Source organism: Streptomyces sp. NPDC014894, assembly GCF_043080985.1.
Taxonomy (GTDB): domain Bacteria; phylum Actinomycetota; class Actinomycetes; order Streptomycetales; family Streptomycetaceae; genus Streptomyces.
Genome location: NZ_JBIBWD010000003.1, coordinates 239,646 through 259,020 on the forward strand (window position 1 = coordinate 239,646; position 19,375 = coordinate 259,020).

The 19,375-nt window shown below is 72.8% G+C and carries 14 protein-coding genes and 1 pseudogene; 9 read left to right on the top strand and 6 right to left on the bottom strand.

Going from position 1 to position 19,375, the window contains the following annotated elements; genetic code table 11:
• Positions 1-23 precede the first annotated feature (23 nt).
• Positions 24-974 (top strand): annotated as a pseudogene (locus ACF089_RS09020) (EamA family transporter); the annotation flags it as partial.
• Here the strand turns inward: ACF089_RS09020 and ACF089_RS09025 are convergent.
• Together ACF089_RS09025 and ACF089_RS09030 are read right to left on the bottom strand one after the other, a co-directional pair.
• Positions 856-1,641 (bottom strand): sugar phosphate isomerase/epimerase family protein, encoded by a 786-nt coding sequence (locus tag ACF089_RS09025; RefSeq protein WP_392023890.1) that lies wholly within the window; start codon positions 1,639-1,641, stop codon positions 856-858. The pseudogene ACF089_RS09020 and the gene ACF089_RS09025 overlap by 119 nt on opposite strands.
• Before the next feature lie 761 nt (positions 1,642-2,402).
• The gene (locus ACF089_RS09030) at positions 2,403-3,461 is read right to left on the bottom strand and encodes a LacI family DNA-binding transcriptional regulator (protein ID WP_392023892.1); all 1,059 of its coding nucleotides are present in this window, start codon (positions 3,459-3,461) and stop codon (positions 2,403-2,405) included.
• 105 nt (positions 3,462-3,566) lie between these two features.
• Here ACF089_RS09030 and ACF089_RS09035 point away from each other — a divergent pair, with 105 nt between their 5' ends.
• The 7 genes from ACF089_RS09035 (at position 3,567) to ACF089_RS09065 (ending at position 12,509) form a co-directional block, all read left to right on the top strand.
• Positions 3,567-4,727 carry a Gfo/Idh/MocA family protein gene (locus ACF089_RS09035; RefSeq protein WP_392023895.1) on the top strand — a complete coding sequence of 387 codons (1,161 nt, stop codon included), beginning with the start codon at positions 3,567-3,569 and terminating at the stop codon, positions 4,725-4,727.
• Positions 4,724-5,887 carry a dihydrodipicolinate synthase family protein gene (locus tag ACF089_RS09040; protein ID WP_392023897.1) on the top strand — a complete coding sequence of 388 codons (1,164 nt, stop codon included), beginning with the start codon at positions 4,724-4,726 and terminating at the stop codon, positions 5,885-5,887. The genes ACF089_RS09035 and ACF089_RS09040 overlap by 4 nt, the downstream gene beginning before the upstream one ends.
• The gene (locus ACF089_RS09045; RefSeq protein ID WP_392023900.1) at positions 5,884-6,714 is read left to right on the top strand and encodes a sugar phosphate isomerase/epimerase family protein; all 831 of its coding nucleotides are present in this window, start codon (positions 5,884-5,886) and stop codon (positions 6,712-6,714) included. The genes ACF089_RS09040 and ACF089_RS09045 overlap by 4 nt, the downstream gene beginning before the upstream one ends.
• A gap of 427 nt (positions 6,715-7,141) precedes the next feature.
• A complete protein-coding gene (locus ACF089_RS09050; protein ID WP_392023902.1) occupies positions 7,142-7,696 on the top strand; it encodes a SigE family RNA polymerase sigma factor in 555 nt (184 codons plus the stop codon).
• A complete protein-coding gene (locus ACF089_RS09055) occupies positions 7,693-8,415 on the top strand; it encodes a hypothetical protein (RefSeq protein ID WP_392023905.1) in 723 nt (240 codons plus the stop codon). The genes ACF089_RS09050 and ACF089_RS09055 overlap by 4 nt, the downstream gene beginning before the upstream one ends.
• 311 nt (positions 8,416-8,726) lie before the next feature.
• Positions 8,727-10,934 (top strand): ATP-dependent RecD-like DNA helicase, encoded by a 2,208-nt coding sequence (locus ACF089_RS09060; protein WP_392023907.1) that lies wholly within the window; start codon positions 8,727-8,729, stop codon positions 10,932-10,934.
• Between the two features lie 285 nt (positions 10,935-11,219).
• Positions 11,220-12,509, top strand: coding sequence for a citrate synthase (locus tag ACF089_RS09065; protein ID WP_392023910.1), 1,290 nt, complete (start codon positions 11,220-11,222; stop codon positions 12,507-12,509).
• Between the two features lie 1,086 nt (positions 12,510-13,595).
• On the opposite strand, the gene ACF089_RS09070 is transcribed toward ACF089_RS09065, so the two are convergent.
• Both ACF089_RS09070 and ACF089_RS09075 read right to left on the bottom strand, forming a co-directional pair.
• On the bottom strand, positions 13,596-13,916 hold the full coding sequence (locus ACF089_RS09070; protein WP_392023913.1) for a heavy-metal-associated domain-containing protein: 321 nt from the start codon (positions 13,914-13,916) through the stop codon (positions 13,596-13,598).
• Positions 13,917-14,074: 158 nt separating this feature from the next.
• On the bottom strand, positions 14,075-14,713 hold the full coding sequence (locus ACF089_RS09075) for a TetR family transcriptional regulator (RefSeq protein ID WP_392024747.1): 639 nt from the start codon (positions 14,711-14,713) through the stop codon (positions 14,075-14,077).
• A 676-nt stretch (positions 14,714-15,389) separates the two neighbouring features.
• Here ACF089_RS09075 and ACF089_RS09080 point away from each other — a divergent pair.
• A complete protein-coding gene (locus ACF089_RS09080) occupies positions 15,390-17,759 on the top strand; it encodes an MMPL family transporter (protein WP_392023916.1) in 2,370 nt (789 codons plus the stop codon).
• Positions 17,760-18,008: 249 nt separating this feature from the next.
• On the opposite strand, the gene ACF089_RS09085 is transcribed toward ACF089_RS09080, so the two are convergent.
• Positions 18,009-18,206 carry a helix-turn-helix transcriptional regulator gene (locus tag ACF089_RS09085; protein ID WP_392023917.1) on the bottom strand — a complete coding sequence of 66 codons (198 nt, stop codon included), beginning with the start codon at positions 18,204-18,206 and terminating at the stop codon, positions 18,009-18,011.
• A gap of 215 nt (positions 18,207-18,421) precedes the next feature.
• Positions 18,422-19,333, bottom strand: coding sequence for a sugar phosphate isomerase/epimerase family protein (locus ACF089_RS09090; RefSeq protein WP_392023920.1), 912 nt, complete (start codon positions 19,331-19,333; stop codon positions 18,422-18,424).
• Between the last annotated feature and the right edge of the window lie 42 nt (positions 19,334-19,375).

Here is a 19,375-nt window from a genome sequence, read left to right on the forward strand (position 1 = left end):
TCCCCTCCGGTGATTCTCGGTCCATGCGCCCTCTTCACACCACCCTCGCCATCCTGGTAGCCGCCGTCTGGGGGGTGAACTTCGTCGTCATCGAGGTCGGCCTCGATCATTTCCCGCCGCTCCTCTTCTCCGCGCTGCGCTTTCTGGCGGCCGCGCTGCCCGCCGTCTTCTTCGTCGGCCGCCCCCAGGTCGCCTGGAAGTGGATCGTCGCGGTGGGGCTCACGCTGGGGGTGGCGAAATTCGGGCTGGTCTTCGTCGGCATGGACCGGGGGATGCCGGCCGGTCTCTCCTCGCTGGTCCTCCAGATCCAGGCCGTCTTCACGGCGGTCGTCGCGGCCGTCGTCCTCGCCGAACGCCCGGGCAGGGTCCGTGTCCTCGGGATGACCGTCGCGCTCGCGGGCATCGCGCTCGCCGCGGTCGACGAGGGCGCGTCGGGTCCGATGCTCGGCTTCACCCTGGTCGTCGCCGCCGCGGCCTGCTGGGGCGTGGCGAATGTGCTCACCCGCAAGGCGGCCCCGCCGGACGCGCTGAACTTCATGGTCTGGGTCTGCGCCGTTCCCGTACTGCCCCTGCTGGGACTCTCCCTGCTGTTCGAGGGGCCGAGGGCGGACATGGCGGCGCTGCGGGCGCTGGACTGGGGCGGCGTCGGGGCTCTGGCGTATGTCGCGTGGGTGTCGACGGTCTTCGGATTCGGGGTCTGGGGGCATTTGCTGCACCGCTATCCGGCGTCGGTGGTCGCGCCCTTCTCCCTTCTGGTGCCGGTCTTCGGGATGTCGTCGGCGGCGCTGCTGCTGGCGGAGCCGGTCAGTCCGCTGCGGTGGGCGGCGGCGGTGCTGCTGGTGGGCGGGGTCGCGCTCACGGCGTGGCCGCGAGGAGGCTCTCCAGGTGCCGCCGTCCCGGCTCCAGCAGCGCCGGCAGCTCCGGCGCGCCAGGATGCCAGCGTTTCTCGTACTCCCAGCTCAGCCAGGTCCCCGGGGTGAGCCCCGACAGACACTCGGCCAGGGGGAGGGCTCCCGCGCCCAGGGGGAGCGGGGCGAGGTCGTCACGCGAGGCGACATCCTTGACCTGTACGTATCCGAGGAAGGGGGCGAGGGCGGTGTGCGCGGCGGCCGGCTCCTCGCCGCCGAGCCAGGGGTGCAGGACGTCCCAGATCGCGCCGGTGTGCGGGTGATCGACCCGGCGCAGGACCCGGGCGACGTCGGCGCCGGCGGGGTGCGAGTCATGGGTCTCCAGGAGGATCCGTACGCCGAAACCGGCCGCGGTCTCGGCGGCCGCGCCGAGCCGGCGGGCGGCGGCGGCGTCCGAGACGGCGCGGTCCCGGCCGCCGCCGGGGAAGACCCGTACGAAGGGCGCGCCCAGATCCGCGGCCAGCCGGAGCAGTTCGCGGATCTCGCGGAGCACGGGGGCGTCGTCGCCCTCCGCCGCGATCCGGGCGTAGCCGCAGACGGCGAGCACCTTGACGCCCGCCCGCCCGAACTCCGCCGCCACCCGCTCCCGTTCCCGCCGCCCGAGCCCGGCGTGCACCGGCTCGTCCTCCGCCGCCCGCAGCTCCACCCCCTCGTACCCACTCCGCACCGCCAGCCCCACCACCTCCTCCACACCCATCCCCGGCACCCCCAACGTAGAAAACGCGTACCTCATCCCTCTCCTCCCGCCTTCCCCGCCCCCACCCTCACAACCCCCGCCCAACTCCCTCAACTTCCCCCCCCCACCGCGCCCCCGCATCCCCAACCGCGCCCGCGCCATCTCCTGCTCGCGCCCCGGGCGATCTCCTTCCCGTGCCGGGGCATTTCCAGCCCGTCCGGCGTTTGAGGACGTCCCTGAGCCCGGGGTTCTCGCGCGGTCCCAGGCGCGCCATCTCCTGCTCGCGCCCCGGGCCATCTCCTGCCCGTGCCAGGGCATTTCCAGCCCGTCCGGCGTTTGAGGACGCCCCCGAGCCCGGTGTCCCTCCGTGGTCCGGAGGCCGCCAATCTCCAGCCTGTCCGGCGTTTGAGGACGCTCCTGATCCCGGGGTTCTCGCGCGGTCCCAGGCGCGCCATCTCCTGCTCGCGCCCCGGGCCATCTCCCGCCGCGCCCCGCGCCATCTCCTGCCCGTGCCGGGGCATTTCCAGCCCGTCCGGCGTTTGAGGACGTCCCCGAGCCTGGTGTCCCTCCGTGGTCCGGAGGCCGCCAATCTCCAGCCCGTCCGGCGTTTGAGGACGCTCCTGAGCCCGGGGTTCCCGCGCGGTCCCAGGCGCGCCAAGTCCCGCCCGTGCCCGCATCATCTCCCGCCCGCGCCCGCACCATCTCCCGCCCGCGCCCGCGCAACCTCCCGCCCGTCCGGCGCTCGAGGACACCCCGGGCCCGGGCCCCCGCACGCCCCCAGGCACCCCACCCCCAGCTCGTCCGCCCCGCGGACCACCTCACCGCACCCGCCCCGTCGACCCCCGCACCACCACCACCCCGCCCACCACCGCCACCCCCCCCTCCGGCGCCGCCTCCTTCCCCACCGCGAGCCGCCCCGCGCGGGCCCCCGCCTCGGCGAGGGGCAGCCGTACGGTGGTCAGCGCCGGCCCGGCGTCCGCCGCGAACGGCAGATCGTCGAAACCGGCCACCGAGACGTCCTCGGGAATCCGCAGCCCCCGCTCCCGCAGCGCCGCGCACACCCCCAGCGCCACCGTGTCGTTCGCCGCCACCACCGCCGTCAGCTCCGGCTCCCGCGCGAGCAGCTCCACCGTCGCGTCGTACCCGGCGCTCCGGGTGTACGCGCCGTGCACCGTGAGCCGGTCCTGCCCCTCCCCGAGCCCCGCCGCCGCGAGCGCCGCGCGGTGCCCCTCCAGCCGGTGCCGGGTGGTCGTGCGCTCCGGCGGCCCCGCCACGTATCCGATCGTGCGGTGCCCGAGCCCGAGCAGATGGTCCGTCAGCAGCCTGGCCCCGCCCCGGTTGTCGAAGGCGAGGGTGGCGAGCACCGGCTCGCCGCCGGGCATCGGGGGCCGCCCGCACAGCACCACCGCCGTCCCCGCCCGCACCAGCTTCCCGAGCTTCGCGGACATCGCCGCGAGGTGCGCGGGGTCCTCCAGCGCGCCCCCGGTGAGCACGACGGCCGCCGCCCGCTGCCGTTGCAGCAGGGTGAGATAGGTCAGCTCGCGCTCCGGCGACCCCCCGGTGTTGCAGATCACCGCGAGCTTCTCGCACCCGGCGCGCGCCGATCCCTCGGGCCCGCCGATCTCCGTCTGCACCGCCCCGGCCATGATCCCGAAGAAGGGGTCGGCGATGTCGTTGACGAGCACGCCGACGAGGTCGGAGGTGGCCGCGGCGAGCGAACTGGCCGGCCCGTTCAGCACATAGTCCAGCTCGTCCACCGCGCGCAGCACCCGCTCGCGGGTCGCCGCCGCGACCGGGTAGTTCCCGTTGAGCACCCGGGACACGGTGGCCGGGGACACCCGGGCGCGTGCCGCGACATCCGCCAGGGTGACTGTCATCGCTTCCTCCGCGGGAGAAGGACCGGGACCCTTGTCCGGCCGCTGTCGGGCAGGCTAGCGTCATACCCCTTAGAAAGCGCTTGCTATCCCGAGGAGGCTGCCCTCGTGACACGCAGGACCGTGCGGATCGCCATGAACGGCGTCACCGGACGCATGGGCTACCGACAGCATCTGGTCCGCTCCCTGATGGCCATCAGGGAGCAGGGCGGGGTGGACCTCGGCGACGGCGACGTCCTGTGGCCCGAACCCGTACTGGTCGGCCGCCGCGCGGACGCCCTGCGCGCCGTCGCCGAACGCCACGGCCTGGCCCGCTGGTCGACCGATCTCGACGCCGTGCTCGCCGCGCGCGGCGACGACGCCGTGGACGTCTACTTCGACGCCCAGATCACCGCCGCCCGCCCCGACGCCCTGCGCCGCGCCATCGCCGCCGGCAAGCACGTCTACACCGAGAAGCCGACCGCCGGCGGTCTGGCCGACGCCCTGGAGCTGGCCCGGCTCGCCGACGCCGCCGGCGTCCGCCACGGAGTCGTCCAGGACAAGATCTTCCTGCCGGGGCTGCTCAAGCTGAAACGCCTGATCGACGGCGGTTTCTTCGGCGAGATCCTCTCCGTGCGCGGCGAGTTCGGCTACTGGGTCTTCGAGGGCGACTGGCAGGACGCCCAGCGCCCGTCCTGGAACTACCGCGCCGAGGACGGCGGCGGGATCACCGTCGACATGTTCCCCCACTGGGAGTACGTCCTGCGGGAGCTGTTCGGCGGCGTGCGGAGCGTGCTGGCGCACACCGCCACCCATGTCCCCCGCCGCTGGGACGAGCGCGGCAAACCGTATCCGGCCACCGCCGACGACGCCGTCTACGCCCTGTTCCAGCTGCCCGGCGGGGCCGTCGCCCAGATCAACTCCTCCTGGGCGGTCCGGGTGATGCGCGACGAGCTGGTGGAGTTCCAGGTCGACGGGGTCGAGGGCTCCGCCGTCGCCGGGCTGCGCCGCTGCCGCGCGCAGCATCGTTCCGCCACTCCCAAACCGGTGTGGAATCCGGACCTCCCCGCCACCGAGTCCTTCCGCGACCAGTGGCAGGAGGTCCCGGACAACGGCGAGTTCGAGAACGGCTTCAAGGCGCAGTGGGAGCTGTTCCTGCGCCATGTGGCGCTCGGCGGGCCCTACCGCTGGGACCTCATGGCGGGCGCGCGCGGGGTGCAGCTGGCCGAACTCGGACTGCTCTCGTCGGCCGAGGGCCGCCGGGTCGAGGTGCCGGAGCTGACCCTGTGAGCATCCGGCTGCCGGACGCGGCCGGACGCCTGCGTACGTATGAGCCGCGCGCCGACGCCGTGCTCCCCGCGCCCCGCGGGCGCGCCCCCGTCTCCCGTACGGCCTTCGCCGCCGCGCACGTGGTGGCGGACCGCCTCGCCGCCCCGGACCCCGGCGCGCCCCCGGCCGTCGACTGGGACGCCACCCTCGCCGTCCGCCGCCGGCTGTGGGCGTACGGACTGGGCGTGGCCGAGGCCATGGACACGGCGCAGCGCGGCGCGGGGCTCGACTGGCCGGCGGCCGCGGAGCTGATCCGGCGCTCGTCGGCCGAGGCGCGGGCGGCGGGCGGCGCGATCGTCTGCGGCGTGGGCACGGACCAGCTCGCCGCCGGCCCCGTCCACTCGCTCGCGGCCGTCCGGCGGGCGTACGAGGAGCAGTTGGCGGTCGTGGAGGAGGCGGGCGCGCGGCCGGTGCTGCTGGCGTCCCGGGCGCTCGCGGCGGCGGCCCGCGTCCCGGACGACTATCTCGGCGTCTACGGCCCGCTGCTGCGGCGGTCGAGCCGGCCGGTGATCCTGCACTGGCTCGGCCCGATGTTCGATCCGGCGCTCACCGGCTACTGGGGGAGCGCCGATCCGGAGCGCGCGGCCGAGACCCTGCTGACGCTGATCGCCGAACACCCCGGCCGGGTCGACGGGGTCAAGATCTCCCTGCTCGACGCCGGCCGCGAGATCGCGCTGCGGCGTCGGCTCCCGGCCGGCGCGCGGCTCTACACGGGCGACGACTTCCACTATCCGGAACTGATCGCGGGCGACGGCGAGGGTTTCAGCCACGCCCTGCTGGGCGCCTTCGGCCCGCTGGCGCCGAGGGCCGCCGAGGCCCTGCACGCCCTCGACGCCGGGGACGCCGCGGCCTTCCGCGCGCTGCTCGATCCGACCGTCGCGCTCTCCCGCCATCTCTTCGAGCCGCCGACCCGGCACTACAAGACCGGAGTGGTGCTGCTCGCCTGGCTGGCCGGCCACCAGCCGCACTTCTCGATGCTCGGCGGACTCCAGTCGGCCCGCTCGCTGCCGCATCTCGCGCGCGCGTACGAACTCGGCGACGGCCTGGGCCTCTTCCCGGACCCGGCGGCCGCCGAGGCCCGTATGCGGGCGCTGCTCGCGGTGTACGGGATCGACGGATGAGCGCCGGGGCGCTGGACCGGCTGAGCGTCAACCAGATGACCGTACGCGGGATGCCGCTGCCCGAACTGACCGCGGACTGCGCCCGGCTGGGCGTCCCGGGCGTCGGACTCTGGCGCGAACCGGTGCGCGCGTACGGGCTCGCCGCGACCGCCCGGCTGGTGCGGGCCGCCGGGCTCGCCGTCACCACCCTGTGCCGGGGCGGCTTCCTCACGGACGCCGACCCGGCCGCGCGGTCCCGCGCGCTGTACGACAACCGGCTCGCGATCGAGGAGGCCGCGGTGCTGGGCACGGACACCCTGGTGCTGGTCTCCGGCGGGCTGCCGCCCGGCGGCCGGGATCTGGCGGGGGCGCGCGAGCGGGTCGCGGACGCCCTGGGGGAGCTGGCCCCGTACGCGGCGGAGCGGGGCGTACGGCTGGCGATCGAACCGCTGCACCCCATGTACGCGGCGGACCGCTGCGTGGTCTCCACCCTCGCCCAGGCGCTCGCGCTCGCCGAGCGGTTCCCCGCGGACCGGGTGGGCGTGGCGGTGGACACGTACCACGTCTGGTGGGACGACACCGCGCCGGACGCGGTGGCGAGGGCGGGCGCGGCCGGCCGTCTGTACGCCTTTCAGCTGGCCGACTGGATCACTCCGCTGCCCGAGGGAGTGCTCACCGGGCGGGGCCAGCTCGGCGACGGTTCGATCGAGCTGCGCCGCTGGTGGGAGCGGATGGACGCGGCGGGGTACCGGGGCCCGGTCGAGGTGGAGTTGTTCAACGAGGGGCTGTGGAGGCGCGAGGGGAGTGAGGTGCTGGAGGAGACGATCACCCGGTTTGTCGCCCTGTGAACGGCCGTCCCGGAGATTCGCGGAAAAATCTTTCGCCGACATGACATAGATCCGGAGCGCCGGGCCGTCTGAAGAGATGTGGGCGTGTGGACGGCGGGTCGGATGCGCCGGATCCATGGGATCCATGGGGGAGTCCGGGAACTTCGGGAGCTTCGGGAGGCAGCATGGGGGCAGCGCGACCCGGCGGGGTCGACGGCATTGTCGGGAGCTGTGTCGGCGGCGGCATCGGGGGCGGTGCCGGGGACGGTGTCGGCGGTGGGTCCGGCGCCGGCCCGGGATTCGGCGCCGGCCGGGGATCCGGCGTCGGGGGCCGCGCCGGGGAGACGGTCTCCGGGGCCGGGCCGCCGCCGGGGCGCGCGGCGCCCCGTACGGCGTGCCGTGTGACGAGCGGACGGTGAACAGCGGCCCCTGACATGAGGACTCGGTGGTGAAGACGAGCGCGGAGGTCGAGTTCAAGGCGTTCGTGGTCAGTCGCTGGCCGCGGATGCTGCGGACCGCACGCCTCCTCACGGGCAACCACCACGACGCCGAGGACCTGGTGCAGGCGGCCCTGGCCAAGGCGTACGTGAAGTGGGAGCGGGTGCAGCGCGCCGATGACATCGACGCCTACGTCTGGCGCATCATGATCAACGCCAACGCGGACCGGCTGCGGCTGGTCCGGGTCAGGGAGTGGCTGACCTCCGGTTTCCCGGAGACCGCCGCGCCGGACCGCACGGACGGCATCGCCGACCGGAGCGCGCTCTCCGCCGCGCTCCGGGGACTGCCGCCCCGGCAGCGGGCGGTGGTGGTGCTCCGGTACCTGGAGGACCGGAGCGAGACGGAGGTGGCCCGGATGCTCGGAACGCGGGTGGGGACGGTGCGCAGCCATACGGCCCGGGCCCTGCGCAGACTCCGTGAGCAGCCGGGTGTGACAGAAGCTTGGGCGGGTCTCCCGCCGGCCCGCACGGGGGTCGGGCCGGTGTCCGGGGAGGCCCGCCCATGAAGGACGGCAGGCGCGCCGATTCGGTCGAGGCCCTGGAGGCCGAGCTGCGCGCGATGCTGCGCCGGGAGGCGGACTCCGCTCCGGCGGACCGCGTCCCGGTGCAGGCCGTGCTCCGGAAGGGGCGTGAGGCGCGCCGCCGCAGGTCCGAGGCGAGGACGGGGCTGGCGATGGCGGCGGGGGTGATGGCGGTGGTGGCGGTGGCGGTGTTCGGCAACGGCGGGCCGGCCGGCGACGCGCTCCCCGCCGACCGGCCGCAGAGCGGGGTGTCGCTGACCGCGCGGAAGGTCGAGCCGTATCAGGCCATCCCGATCGGACGGGGGGTGCGGCTGGCGCTGGTGCCGGACGGGGAGCACTTCTACGTGGTGAACAAGGACGAGGGCGACATCACCGAACAGATCGCGAAGAGCCGCGCCAAGACGGGCGGAATGCTGGAGGCGGACTCCGTCCACTGCTCCTACAGCCCCGACGCCGGTCTGGTGAGCGGGGTGTTCAGGACGACGGACGAGGCCGCCCGGATCGAAGTCTGGGCGAAGGATCGCAAACGGGTCTTCGCGGCGGATACCGTGCGGCTGAAGGACGACACCAGTTGGGGCGTCTTCTACGCCTTCGTCCCGAAATCGTCTGTGAGCTTCGACTACGGGGTGGTGGCGTACGGGGAGGACGGCAGCGTCCTGGCGGCGGGGGAGGGGAGCCACGAGGGCTCCTCGGATCCGCCGTAATGAGGCGGATCCGCCGCGTCGGCCGGATCCGCCGCGCGACCGCCGCATCGAGCCCGCCCCGCCGTGCAACCATTCGGCGGCGAGGCGTGTCTTCACTGTCGTCAGGGCCCTACGGGGGAACGGTTCGGGGGGACCGCGAGAGCCCTGGCGGGAGGGGAAGACGAAGGGGCCCGGTCATCCGTGACCGGGCCCCCTCGATCGTCCTCGGGCGGTCGGTGCGCCGTGAGCCGGCGCGGGGCGTCCCGGGTGCGCGCGGGCGCGGTTGTCCACAGGCCGCACGGGATGTCCGACCTCGGCGGTAGCGTCGGGTCATGTCCAATCTGGCAGTGCTCGAAGGCGTCCTTGAGCGGATCACCTACGCCAACGAGGAGAACGGGTACACGGTCGCCCGTGTCGACACCGGCAAAGGCTCCGGCGACCTCCTCACGGTCGTCGGTTCGCTGCTCGGCGCCCAGGTGGGCGAATCCCTGCGGATGGAGGGCCGATGGGGCTCCCACTCGCAGTACGGAAAACAGTTCACCGTCGAGAACTACACGACGGTCCTGCCCGCCACCGTCCAGGGCATCCGCCGCTATCTCGGCTCCGGTCTGATCAAGGGCATCGGCCCCAGGATCGCCGAGCGGATCGTGGAGCACTTCGGCACGGACACCCTCGACGTCATCGAGACCGAGCCGAAACGGCTGATCGAGGTCCCCGGGCTCGGCCCCAAGCGCACCAAGCTCATCGGCGCGGCCTGGGAGGAGCAGAAGGCCATCAAGGAGGTCATGGTCTTCCTCCAGGGCGTCGGCGTCTCCACCTCCATCGCCGTGCGGATCTACAAGAAGTACGAGGACGCCTCGATCTCGGTGGTGCGGAATCAGCCCTACCGGCTCGCGTCGGACGTGTGGGGCATCGGCTTCCTCACCGCCGACCGGATCGCGCAGGCCGTCGGCATCCCCCACGACAGCCCGGAGCGGGTCAAGGCCGGCCTTCAGTACGCCCTCTCGCAATCCACCGACCAGGGGCACTGCTTCCTGCCCGAGGAGAAGCTGATCGCGGACGGCGTGAAGCTGCTCCAGGTCGACACCGGCCTGGTCATCGACTGCCTCGCCGAACTGGCGGGGGACGAGGAGGGCGTCGTCCGCGAGACGGTCCCCGGGCCCGACGGCGGCGAGCCGCTCACGGCGGTCTATCTGGTCCCCTTCCACCGGGCGGAGCTGTCGCTCTCGGCCCAGCTGCGGCGGCTGCTGCGGGCGCCGGAGGACCGGCTCCCCGCCTTCCAGGACGTCGCCTGGGACAAGGCGCTGACCTGGCTCGCCCAGCGCACCGGCACCGAGCTGGCGCCCGAGCAGGAGGCGGCGGTCCGGCTCGCGCTGACCAGCCGGGTGGCCGTGCTCACCGGCGGCCCCGGCTGCGGAAAGTCCTTCACCGTACGGTCGGTGGTCGAGCTGGCCCGCGCCAAGCGGGCCAAGGTGGTGCTCGCCGCCCCCACCGGGCGGGCCGCCAAGCGGCTCTCCGAGCTGACCGGGGCCGAGGCGTCCACGGTCCACCGGCTGCTGGAGCTGAAGCCCGGCGGGGACGCGGCCTACGACCGGGACCGGCCGCTCGACGCGGACCTGGTGGTGGTGGACGAGGCGTCGATGCTCGATCTGCTGCTCGCCAACAAACTGGTCAAAGCGGTCGCGCCCGGGGCCCATCTGCTGCTGGTGGGCGATGTGGACCAGCTGCCGAGCGTCGGCGCGGGCGAGGTGCTGCGGGATCTGCTGGCGGACGGCGGCCCGGTGCCCAGCGTCCGGCTGACGAAGATCTTCCGGCAGGCCCAGCAGTCCGGAGTCGTCAGCAACGCCCACCGGATCAACGCGGGCGAGCAGCCCATCACCACTGGTCTGACCGATTTCTTCTTCTTCGCGGAGGAGGAGACCGAGGACGCGGGACGGCTCACGGTCGATGTGGCCGCCCGTAGGATTCCGGCCAAGTTCGGGCTCGATCCACGGCGGGACATCCAGGTTCTGGCCCCTATGCACCGGGGCCCGGCCGGCGCGGGCACGCTGAACGGCCTGCTTCAGCAGGCGATTACGCCCGCGCGCCCCGATCTGGCCGAGAAGCGTTTCGGCGGCCGGGTTTTCCGCGTCGGCGACAAGGTCACCCAGATCCGTAACAACTACGAGAAGGGGGAGAACGGGGTCTTCAACGGCACGGTGGGCGTGGTGACCTCGCTTCACCTGGACGATCAGCGGCTGACCGTGCTGACCGACGAGGACGAGGAGATTCCGTACGACTTCGACGAGCTGGACGAACTGGCCCACGCCTACGCGGTGACCATCCACCGTTCCCAGGGCAGCGAGTACCCGGCGGTGGTGATCCCGGTCACCACGGGAGCCTGGATGATGCTGCAGCGGAATCTGCTCTACACGGCGGTCACCCGGGCCAAGAAGCTCGTCGTGCTGGTCGGGTCCCGCAAGGCGATAGGCCAGGCCGTGCGCACGGTTTCCGCAGGCAGGCGCTTCACCGCGCTCGACCACCGGCTCGCCGGCGGCTGACCGCCGGACCGCCCGGGGCCGGGCTCCCGCACCGGGCGCGCCCCGGCTCCCCCGGGTCCGCCCGGCGCTCCGCCGGGCGGGGGAAGCCCCCCGTCGCGAGCGTGGGAAATGACACCCGGACTTCCGGAATCAGGGCGAACGGGGCAGGATGAGCAGGTTGGCGGCACTGAGTGCCGCCAAAGGGCCCAACGGTCGACCCCGAGTGCACTCTCCTGAGCCAGATGGGGGATGGTGGAGACAGTCAGGGCACCTCGAAGAAGAGGCACTACGTCGGTGAGGGATGACGTGAGCGAGAACTCTGTAGTACTGCGGTACGCGGACGGTGAACACACCTACCCGGTGACTGAGAGCACCGTCGGTGACAAGGGCTTCGACATCGGGAAGCTCCGAGCCCAGACCGGTCTGGTGACCCTGGACAGCGGCTACGGCAACACGGCCGCCTACAAGTCCGCGATCACCTACCTCGACGGCGAGGAGGGGATTCTGCGATACCGCGGCTACCCCATCGAGCAGCTGGCCGAGCGTTCCAGCTTCATCGAGGTGGCGTATCTGCTCATCAACGGTGAGCTTCCGACCGTCGACGAGCTGGCCGCGTTCAAGGGCGAGATCACCCAGCACACGCTGCTCCACGAGGACGTCAAGCGGTTCTTCGACGGATTCCCGCGCGACGCCCACCCGATGGCCATGCTGTCCTCCGTGGTCAGCGCGCTGTCGACGTTCTACCAGGACAGCCACAATCCGTTCGACGAGAAGCAGCGGCACCTCTCCACGATCCGGCTGCTCGCCAAGCTGCCGACGATCGCGGCGTACGCCTACAAGAAGTCGATCGGCCACCCCTTCGTCTACCCGCGCAACGACCTCGGGTACGTGGAGAACTTCCTGCGGATGACCTTCTCGGTCCCCGCGCAGGAGTACGACCTCGACCCGGTCGTGGTGGCCGCGCTCGACAAGCTGCTGATCCTGCACGCGGACCACGAGCAGAACTGTTCGACGTCCACCGTGCGCCTGGTGGGCTCCTCGCAGGCGAACATGTTCGCCTCGATCTCCGCGGGCATCTCCGCGCTGTGGGGCCCGCTGCACGGCGGCGCCAACCAGTCGGTTCTGGAGATGCTGGAGGGCATCCAGAACTCGGGCGGCGACGTCGACAGCTTCATCCGCAAGGTGAAGAACAAGGAGGACGGCGTCCGCCTGATGGGCTTCGGCCACCGGGTCTACAAGAACTTCGACCCCAGGGCCCAGATCATCAAGGCGGCGGCGCACGATGTGCTCTCCGCGCTCGGCAAGTCCGACGAGCTGCTCGACATCGCGCTCAAGCTGGAAGAGCACGCCCTGTCCGACGACTACTTCGTGGAGCGCAAGCTCTACCCGAACGTCGACTTCTACACGGGCCTGATCTACCGCGCCATGGGCTTCCCGACCGAGATGTTCACCGTGCTCTTCGCGCTCGGCCGGCTTCCCGGCTGGATCGCCCAGTGGCACGAGATGATCAAGGAGCCGGGTTCCCGTATCGGCCGTCCGCGCCAGATCTACACGGGCGTCGTCGAGCGCGACTTCGTTCCGGTCGAGGCTCGCTGATCCGACCGTTCCAAGGCTGTCGGCGGCTCTTCGGGGCTCCGGCGGCCTGGACGGCCGGGCCGGGACCTCTTCCGGCGGCCCGCCCGTCGGCCGGGCCACGCCGACACCGGGCGCGGTGCGCGATCTCCACTCGTGCCGCGCCCTGTACGGCCCTGAGACGGGCGAGCGCCCTCGGACGGACCCAGGAACACTCGGAGGCCCCGTTCGGGCCCGCAGACAACGAAAGCGCCCCGCCGCCGATCCCCCCACGGGTCGACGAGCGGGGCGCTTCCCATTTCCCCGGAGCGGATTCCCCCCACGGGATCCGGCCGGGCGTCTGTTCGCCGCAAGCTTCTCACGCGGTCTGCCGGGGTACGTACGCACGGGAGGGCCGCTCAAAGCTCCCCGGGCACGTGCCCCGGCCAACGCTTGCCTGGGATGTCCCCCAAGACATCCCATGAACGTCCCCCAAGACGTCCCTGGCATCAGCCACTAAGACTCGCGAAGAGCCTTAATGGTTACCCCCAAATATCTGTGATCTAGGTCTCCTTGTGAAGGTCTTGTGCGTCACATGTAGCCCCGCGAAAGGCCTTGGGGGTGGGTTCTCCGGCACCGCAAAAATGGACGAAAAGGCCATGGTAAAGCGAGTGATCATGGCCTTGAGCAGGCGCGATGCGGAAATCGACGGCGCGGCCCGGTGATTGTCAAAGGCACGGAAAAGATTGTCCGGGCGTCCGCCGTGCGAGACGGACGGCATACGCGCGAGCCCGAATCGCCCCTTACGGGAGTGGTGTGCGACGCCGACGGCGGCGGAGGGTGCGGGGAGGCGGCGACGGAGGTTCCGCGCCTGTGTCCGCCCTCGCGGCCGGTCCGGTCCGCGCCGGGGTGTGAGGGACGTCATTCCGGCTGCGGCCGACGAACGGCGGGGGCGGCGGCGGGGGCGGCCGACGAACGGCGCGGTGGCCGGCGGGGCGTGGGGTGTGGCGCCGGGCGGGGCGGGGTGGCGGCGCGGGCGGTCCGGAAACGGCGCCGGGCCGTGCGCGACCGGTGTCGGACCGGTCGGGCACGGCCCGTGCGGGGCGTCGTCCCTCGATGGGCGGGGCGTCCTCAGGCGGCCTGGCCGACCAGGTCGTAACCGGCCTCGTCCACGGCGGCGCGCACGGCCTCGTCGTCCAGCGGGGCGGCGGAGACGACGGTCACCTTGCCGGTCGAGGCGACGGCGGTCACCGACGTGACGCCGGGGATCGCGGAGACCTCGGCCGAGATCGCGCCCTCGCAGTGACCGCAGGTCATGCCGGAGACGTCGTAGACGGTGGTGACGCCCTGGGCGGCCGGCTCCTCGGCCGCGTCGGTGCCGCAGGAGCTGCCGCCGCAGCAGCTGGAGGCGGGAGCGGTCTCGGTGATCTCGAGCTCGGTCTTCGCGGTCATGTCGGTCTCCTCGCGGGACGTGTGGGGTGCGCTCGTGGCGGCGCACTCGTGGAGTGCCAGGGGTGTCCGGACTGCCGGGCCCTGCGGCACCGACCATACAATACCCCTAGGGGGTATGGCGAGGCTGTATCGCGTGTCGGTCGGCGGAATTGGCGGTATTAGCGGGCATTGGCGGCATCTGTGGTGCCGGTACTGGCTGCCGCGCTCGCCGCGATGACGCACTCGCCGGTGCCGGCCCCCGGGAAGAGCGGCTCCAGATAGCGGAAGAGGACGGTCTTGATCTCCCTGACGTACCCCTGCCGCTCCTCGCCCTGGTGGGCGAGGGCCAGGTCCAGACCCGCCTTGAAGATGGTGAACGTGGTGTTCGCGATCCGGGAGAGTTCGGCGGACGGGGTGTCCGGGAGGTAGTCGCCGAGGATCGACTCGATCCGGGTGAGCAGGCCCTGGTGGATGGTGTCGAACTCCTGGGCGAGATGCCCGGGGGTGTCGGGGCCGTGGATCAGCACCGCGAAGGCCGGGTTCTCGTAGTTGAAGAGGAAGAGCGGGTCGAGCACCGAGTCCAGCAGCTCGTCGAGGGGGAGTTCGAGCCCGGCGGCCCCCAGGGCGGCCCCGTGGGACTCGCGCCACCGCTCCAGGAGCCGGCCGCCCAGCTCGATGGCGATCGCCTCCTTGTTCGGGAAGAACTGGTAGAGGGTGCCGGGGGAGACGCCCGCCTCGCGCGCGATGGCGTTGGTGCTGGCGGCGGTGTAGCCGGTCGCGGTGAAGACGTTCGCGGCGGCGTCGAGGAGCTGGGCGATCCTGCGCTCCCCGCGCGCCTGGCGGCGGCGGGGTCTGGCGGGGGGCGCGGGGTGGTCGTCGGCGGTCGCGGCGGACTTCGCCCCGGCCCGACGGCTCCCGGCGGCCGACCCGGTCGCGGGCTCGGGCCGGGTGTCGGACCCGGGCTCGGTTCGGGCTTCGGCGCCGGTCCCGGTCTCGGCCCCGGGCTCGGGTCTTGTGTCGCCGCCGCCGCCGGTGCCGGCGGTCGGTCCGGTGCGTGCTCCGGGCCCGGCCTCGGGACCGGTCCGGGCGTCGGCCCCGGCGGACTCGCGGGCAGCGGTCTCGGCGGCTACGGCGGCTTCGGCGGTCTCGGGGGCTTCGGGGGTCTCGGGCCCGAGGGGCCCGGCCCCGGCTCGGGCCTCCGCCCCGGGCTCGGCTCGGCTCCCGGGCCGGGCCCGGCCCCCGGCCTCGGGGCCGATCTGGGCGTCGGGACCGGAGGAGGTGCTTCCGGTCGTACGCGGGCTGTCTCCGGCCGCTGCTGTCGGCTCCGGCACTGAAATCCCCAGCTTCCTGGCGCGGTTGACAAACGCGAGTGGTCGCTCGCATTCTTGATTAATGCGAGCGATTGCTCGTGTTTGCCAAGTCTATGGCAATGGCCGACCCATGCTGCCTGAGCGGAAGCCTGCGTATGGGCCACGGTGAAGGGGACACCGCACCATGTCCGAAGTCAACAGCCCGCAGGAGCCCCGGGGGAGGGGCGGCGGGTGGACGCGTTTCGTCACGGCGCGCCCGAGGCTCTCGCTGCTCGCCGCCCTGGTGCTCACGGCGCTCGCCGTGTTCGCGGGCAGCGGGGTCGCCGACCGGATGGGCAGCGGCGGCTGGGAGGATCCGGCCGCCGAGTCGAGCTATGCGACCAAGGCGCTCCAGCGGGAGTTCCCCGCGTCCCAGCCCAATCTGCTGCTGCTGGTCGACGCGGGCGAAGGCGCCGGCGCGGACGGCGGAGCGGTCCGGGTGGACAGCCCGGAGGTCGCCGCCGAGGGCAAGCGCCTGGCGGAGCGGCTGGCCGCCGAGGAGGGCGTCGTCGGCGTCGGATCGTATTGGCAGACCCCGTCCCCCGCGCTGCGCGCCGAGGACGGCGGCCAGGCGCTGATAGCCGCCCGGATCCAGGGCGACGAGAAGACCGCCCACGAGGTGCTGAAGCGCATCGCGCCCGACTACCGGGGCGCGCACGGCCCGGTGGAGGTCTCGGTGGGCGGCCCCGTCGCCGTGCAGCAGGAGATGACGACGATCATCCAGGAGGATCTGCTGCGCGCCGAGCTGATCGCCCTGCCGGTGACGCTGATCCTGCTGATCATGGTTTTCGGCAGCGCGGTCGCGGCGGTGCTGCCGCTGGCCGTCGGCATCGTCGCCATCCTGGGGACCAACGCGGTGCTGCGCGGCCTCACCGAGTTCGCGGACGTCTCCGTCTTCGCGATGAATCTGACCACCGCGCTCGGACTCGGCCTCGCCATCGACTACGCCCTCTTCATCGTGCGCCGGTTCCGCGAGGAGCTGGAGGCCGGGGCCGAGGTGCCCGAAGCGGTGGGCACCACACTGCGCACCGCCGGGCGTACGGTGCTGTTCTCCGCGCTCACGGTCGCCGTGTCGCTCGCCGCGATGCTGGTCTTCCCGATGTACTTCCTGCGCTCCTTCGCCTATGCGGGCATCGCGGTGGTCGTCCTCGCGGCGGGAGCCGCGCTGGTCCTGCTCCCCGCCGCGCTGATGCTGCTGGGACACCGGGTCAACGCCCTGGACCTGCGCCGCCTCTTCCGCCGCCGGGACCGCGCCGCGAAGGATCCCGCCGCGTCCGGCACCGCGTCCGGTGCCGCGTCCGTCCCCGCCGGGCGGGAGAGCGGGGCCGGCTGGGGTCGCTTCGCGGATCTGGTGATGCGCCGCGCCCCGCTCTTCGCCTTCACCACCATCGCCGCCCTGCTCCTGCTCGGCCTGCCCTTCCTGGGGGTGAAGTTCGGTACGCCGGACGACCGCCAGCTGCCCCCGACCGCCGAGTCCCGTGTGGTCCAGGAGCAGATACGCGACGGATTCCCCGGCAGCCCCGACGGAGGCGTGGAGGTGCTCGCCGAGGCCGAGGGGGACACGCCCGTCGACCCCGCCGCCCATCAGGAGTACCGGGAGCGCCTGGCCGCGCTCCCCGGGGTGCTGCGGGCCGACGGGCCGATCTTCCCCGGCGGCGCGGGGAAGCCGGGCGGGGTCGCCTACTTCACGGTGCAGCCGGAGGGCGAGGCGGTGGGCGAGGGCGCCCAGCGGCTGGTGCACGAGGTCCGCGACGTGCCCGCGCCGTTCGAGACCTCGGTGACCGGACGGGCCGCGATCCTGGAGGACTCCAAGTCGGCGATCGGCGACCGGCTGCTCCTGGCGCTGGTCATCATCGCGGTGGCGACCTTGATCCTGGTCTTCCTGCTCACCGGCAGTGTGCTGATACCCCTTCAGGCCGTGGTGCTCAACGCGCTGAGCCTGACCGCCATGTTCGGGGCGATGGTCTGGATCTTCCAGGACGGGAATCTCTCCGGGGTGCTGGGCTTCACCGCCACCGGGGACATCGAGACCAATCTGCCGGTGCTGATGTTCTGCATAGCCTTCGGCCTCTCGATGGACTACGGAGTCTTTCTGCTCTCCCGGATCAAGGAGGAGTACGACCGCACCCACGACCACGACCAGGCCGTGCGGTTCGGGCTCCAGCGCACCGGCGGGCTGATCACGGCCGCCGCGGTGATCCTCGCGGTGGTGATGGTCGCCATCGGCACCTCGCGGGTCACCAGCACCAAGATGCTCGGACTCGGCATCGCGCTGGCCGTGCTGATGGACGCCATGGTGGTGCGCGGGCTGCTGGTGCCCTCGGTGATGAAGCTGATGGGGCCCCGGAGCTGGTGGGCGCCCGCGCCGCTGCGCCGCTTCCACGAGCGGTTCGGTCTCAGCGAGGGCGAGTCGCCCCGGCCCGCCGCGCCGCAGGCGCCCGCCGCCGGGAAGGAGGCCGACACCGCCCCGGAGCCCGAACCCGAGCCCGGCCCGAGGGACAGAGCGGGGGTGTAGCCCGCGCGCGGCCCGCCCGCTCCCGAGGCCCCGCCCGCTCCCAAGGCCCCGCCCGGTCCCAAGGCCCCGCCCGGTCCCAAGGTCCGTCAGGAGTCAGAGGCCCCGCCCAATCCCAGGGTCCGTCAGGAGTCGGAGGCCCGCCCGGTCCCGGTGCTCGGCCCGGTCCCGAGGCCGCGCCCGCCGGCTCGGAGCGCCGCCGCCCGGTCCCGTACCCCCTCCGCGGGGTGCGGGACCGGGCGGGCGGCTCGGTCAGTCCCTTCTGCTGCGGTTTCCCGGACGGTTGGCCGCCCAGACGCGAATGGTCTCCGCGTACCAGTGGGGCCTGCCGTCCTCCACCCGGTCGGGCGGAGGGAGGAGGCCGTGTTTGCGATAGGAGCGGACGGTGTCGGGCCGCACCCGGATATGAGCGGCGATGTCCTTGTACGACCAGAGCCTTCGGTCCGTCATCTGTGTGACACCTCTCCCTGCGCGCGCGGCAGCGGCGGCCGGGGAGACCGCCGGGCGCCTGCCGCGCGAGCGTCGGCGATCACTGAGCCTGGGCCCGGGCGGCGCCGGCGGGGAGAGGGAGGGACGTGATGTCGAACGGCTGTGACGGAAGCCCCGGGTCATGAAGACATGGGTGATGAGCGGGCGACAATCATGACGGATCCGGCACGCGCCCCTCAGGCCCCGCAGGAGCGCAGAAAGCGGCGGGTCCGCCGGGCGATCGGGAGCGGCTTCTCCGGCGGGCAGGGATACATGTCCTGCTCGACGATGGCGAAGAGATCCACGTCCAGGGCGTGCGCGGCCCTCAGCACCGGCTCCAGCGCGGGCACCCCGGAGGGCGGCTCGCACATCACGCCGCGCCCGACGGCCGGCCCGAAGGGCACCTCGTCGGCGATCACCCCCGCGAGGACGTCCGGGTCCACCTGCTTGAGATGGAGATAGCCGATCCGCTCCCCGTAGGTCTCGATCAGTTTCACGCTGTCGCCGCCGCAGTAGGCGTAGTGGCCCGTGTCCAGACAGAGCGAGACCAGCCCGGGGTCGGTGGCGTCGAGGAACCGGCCGACGTTCTCCTCGCTGTCGACATGGGTGTCGGCGTGCGGATGGACCACGATCCGCAGCCCGTACCGCTCCCGCACCTCGTACCCCAGCCGCTCGGTCTGAGCGGTCAGATCGCGCCACTGTGCGGGCGTCAGCTCACGGGGCTCCAGCACCTGCCCGGTCTTGTCGTCCCGCCAGAAGGACGGGATGACGACCAGATGCCCGGCCCCCGTCGCCCGGGTGAGCGCCGCCACCTCCGCGACATGCGCCCAGGTCTTCTCCCACACCGCCGGACCGTGGTGCAGCGCCGTGAAGACCGTGCCCGCCGAGACCCTCAGCCCGCGCCGCGCGGTCTCGTCCGCCAGCACGGCGGGGTCGGTGGGGAGATAGCCGTGGGGGCCGAGTTCGATCCACTCGTAGCCCGCCTCGGCGACCTCGTCGAGAAACCGCCTCCAGGGGACCTGCTGAGGGTCGTCGGGAAACCACACCCCCCAGGAATCGGGGGCCGAGCCGACCCGGATGCGGTTCAGGGAGGGGACGGGGGAGGTCATGCCCCGAGCTTTCCGGCCGCCTCGGAAGGGTGTCAAGCATTG

What these genes read in the sequence shown, in the direction of transcription:
- ACF089_RS09025 (WP_392023890.1), bottom strand. Translation starts at nt 1,641, where the DNA reads ATGAGGTACGCGTTTTCTACGTTGGGGGTGCCGGGGATGGGTGTGGAG.
- ACF089_RS09030 (WP_392023892.1), bottom strand. Translation starts at nt 3,461, where the DNA reads ATGACAGTCACCCTGGCGGATGTCGCGGCACGCGCCCGGGTGTCCCCG.
- ACF089_RS09045 (WP_392023900.1), top strand. Translation starts at nt 5,884, where the DNA reads ATGAGCGCCGGGGCGCTGGACCGGCTGAGCGTCAACCAGATGACCGTA.
- ACF089_RS09055 (WP_392023905.1), top strand. Translation starts at nt 7,693, where the DNA reads ATGAAGGACGGCAGGCGCGCCGATTCGGTCGAGGCCCTGGAGGCCGAG.
- ACF089_RS09060 (WP_392023907.1), top strand. Translation starts at nt 8,727, where the DNA reads ATGTCCAATCTGGCAGTGCTCGAAGGCGTCCTTGAGCGGATCACCTAC.
- ACF089_RS09070 (WP_392023913.1), bottom strand. Translation starts at nt 13,916, where the DNA reads ATGACCGCGAAGACCGAGCTCGAGATCACCGAGACCGCTCCCGCCTCC.
- ACF089_RS09080 (WP_392023916.1), top strand. Translation starts at nt 15,390, where the DNA reads ATGTCCGAAGTCAACAGCCCGCAGGAGCCCCGGGGGAGGGGCGGCGGG.
- ACF089_RS09085 (WP_392023917.1), bottom strand. Translation starts at nt 18,206, where the DNA reads ATGACGGACCGAAGGCTCTGGTCGTACAAGGACATCGCCGCTCATATC.
- ACF089_RS09090 (WP_392023920.1), bottom strand. Translation starts at nt 19,333, where the DNA reads ATGACCTCCCCCGTCCCCTCCCTGAACCGCATCCGGGTCGGCTCGGCC.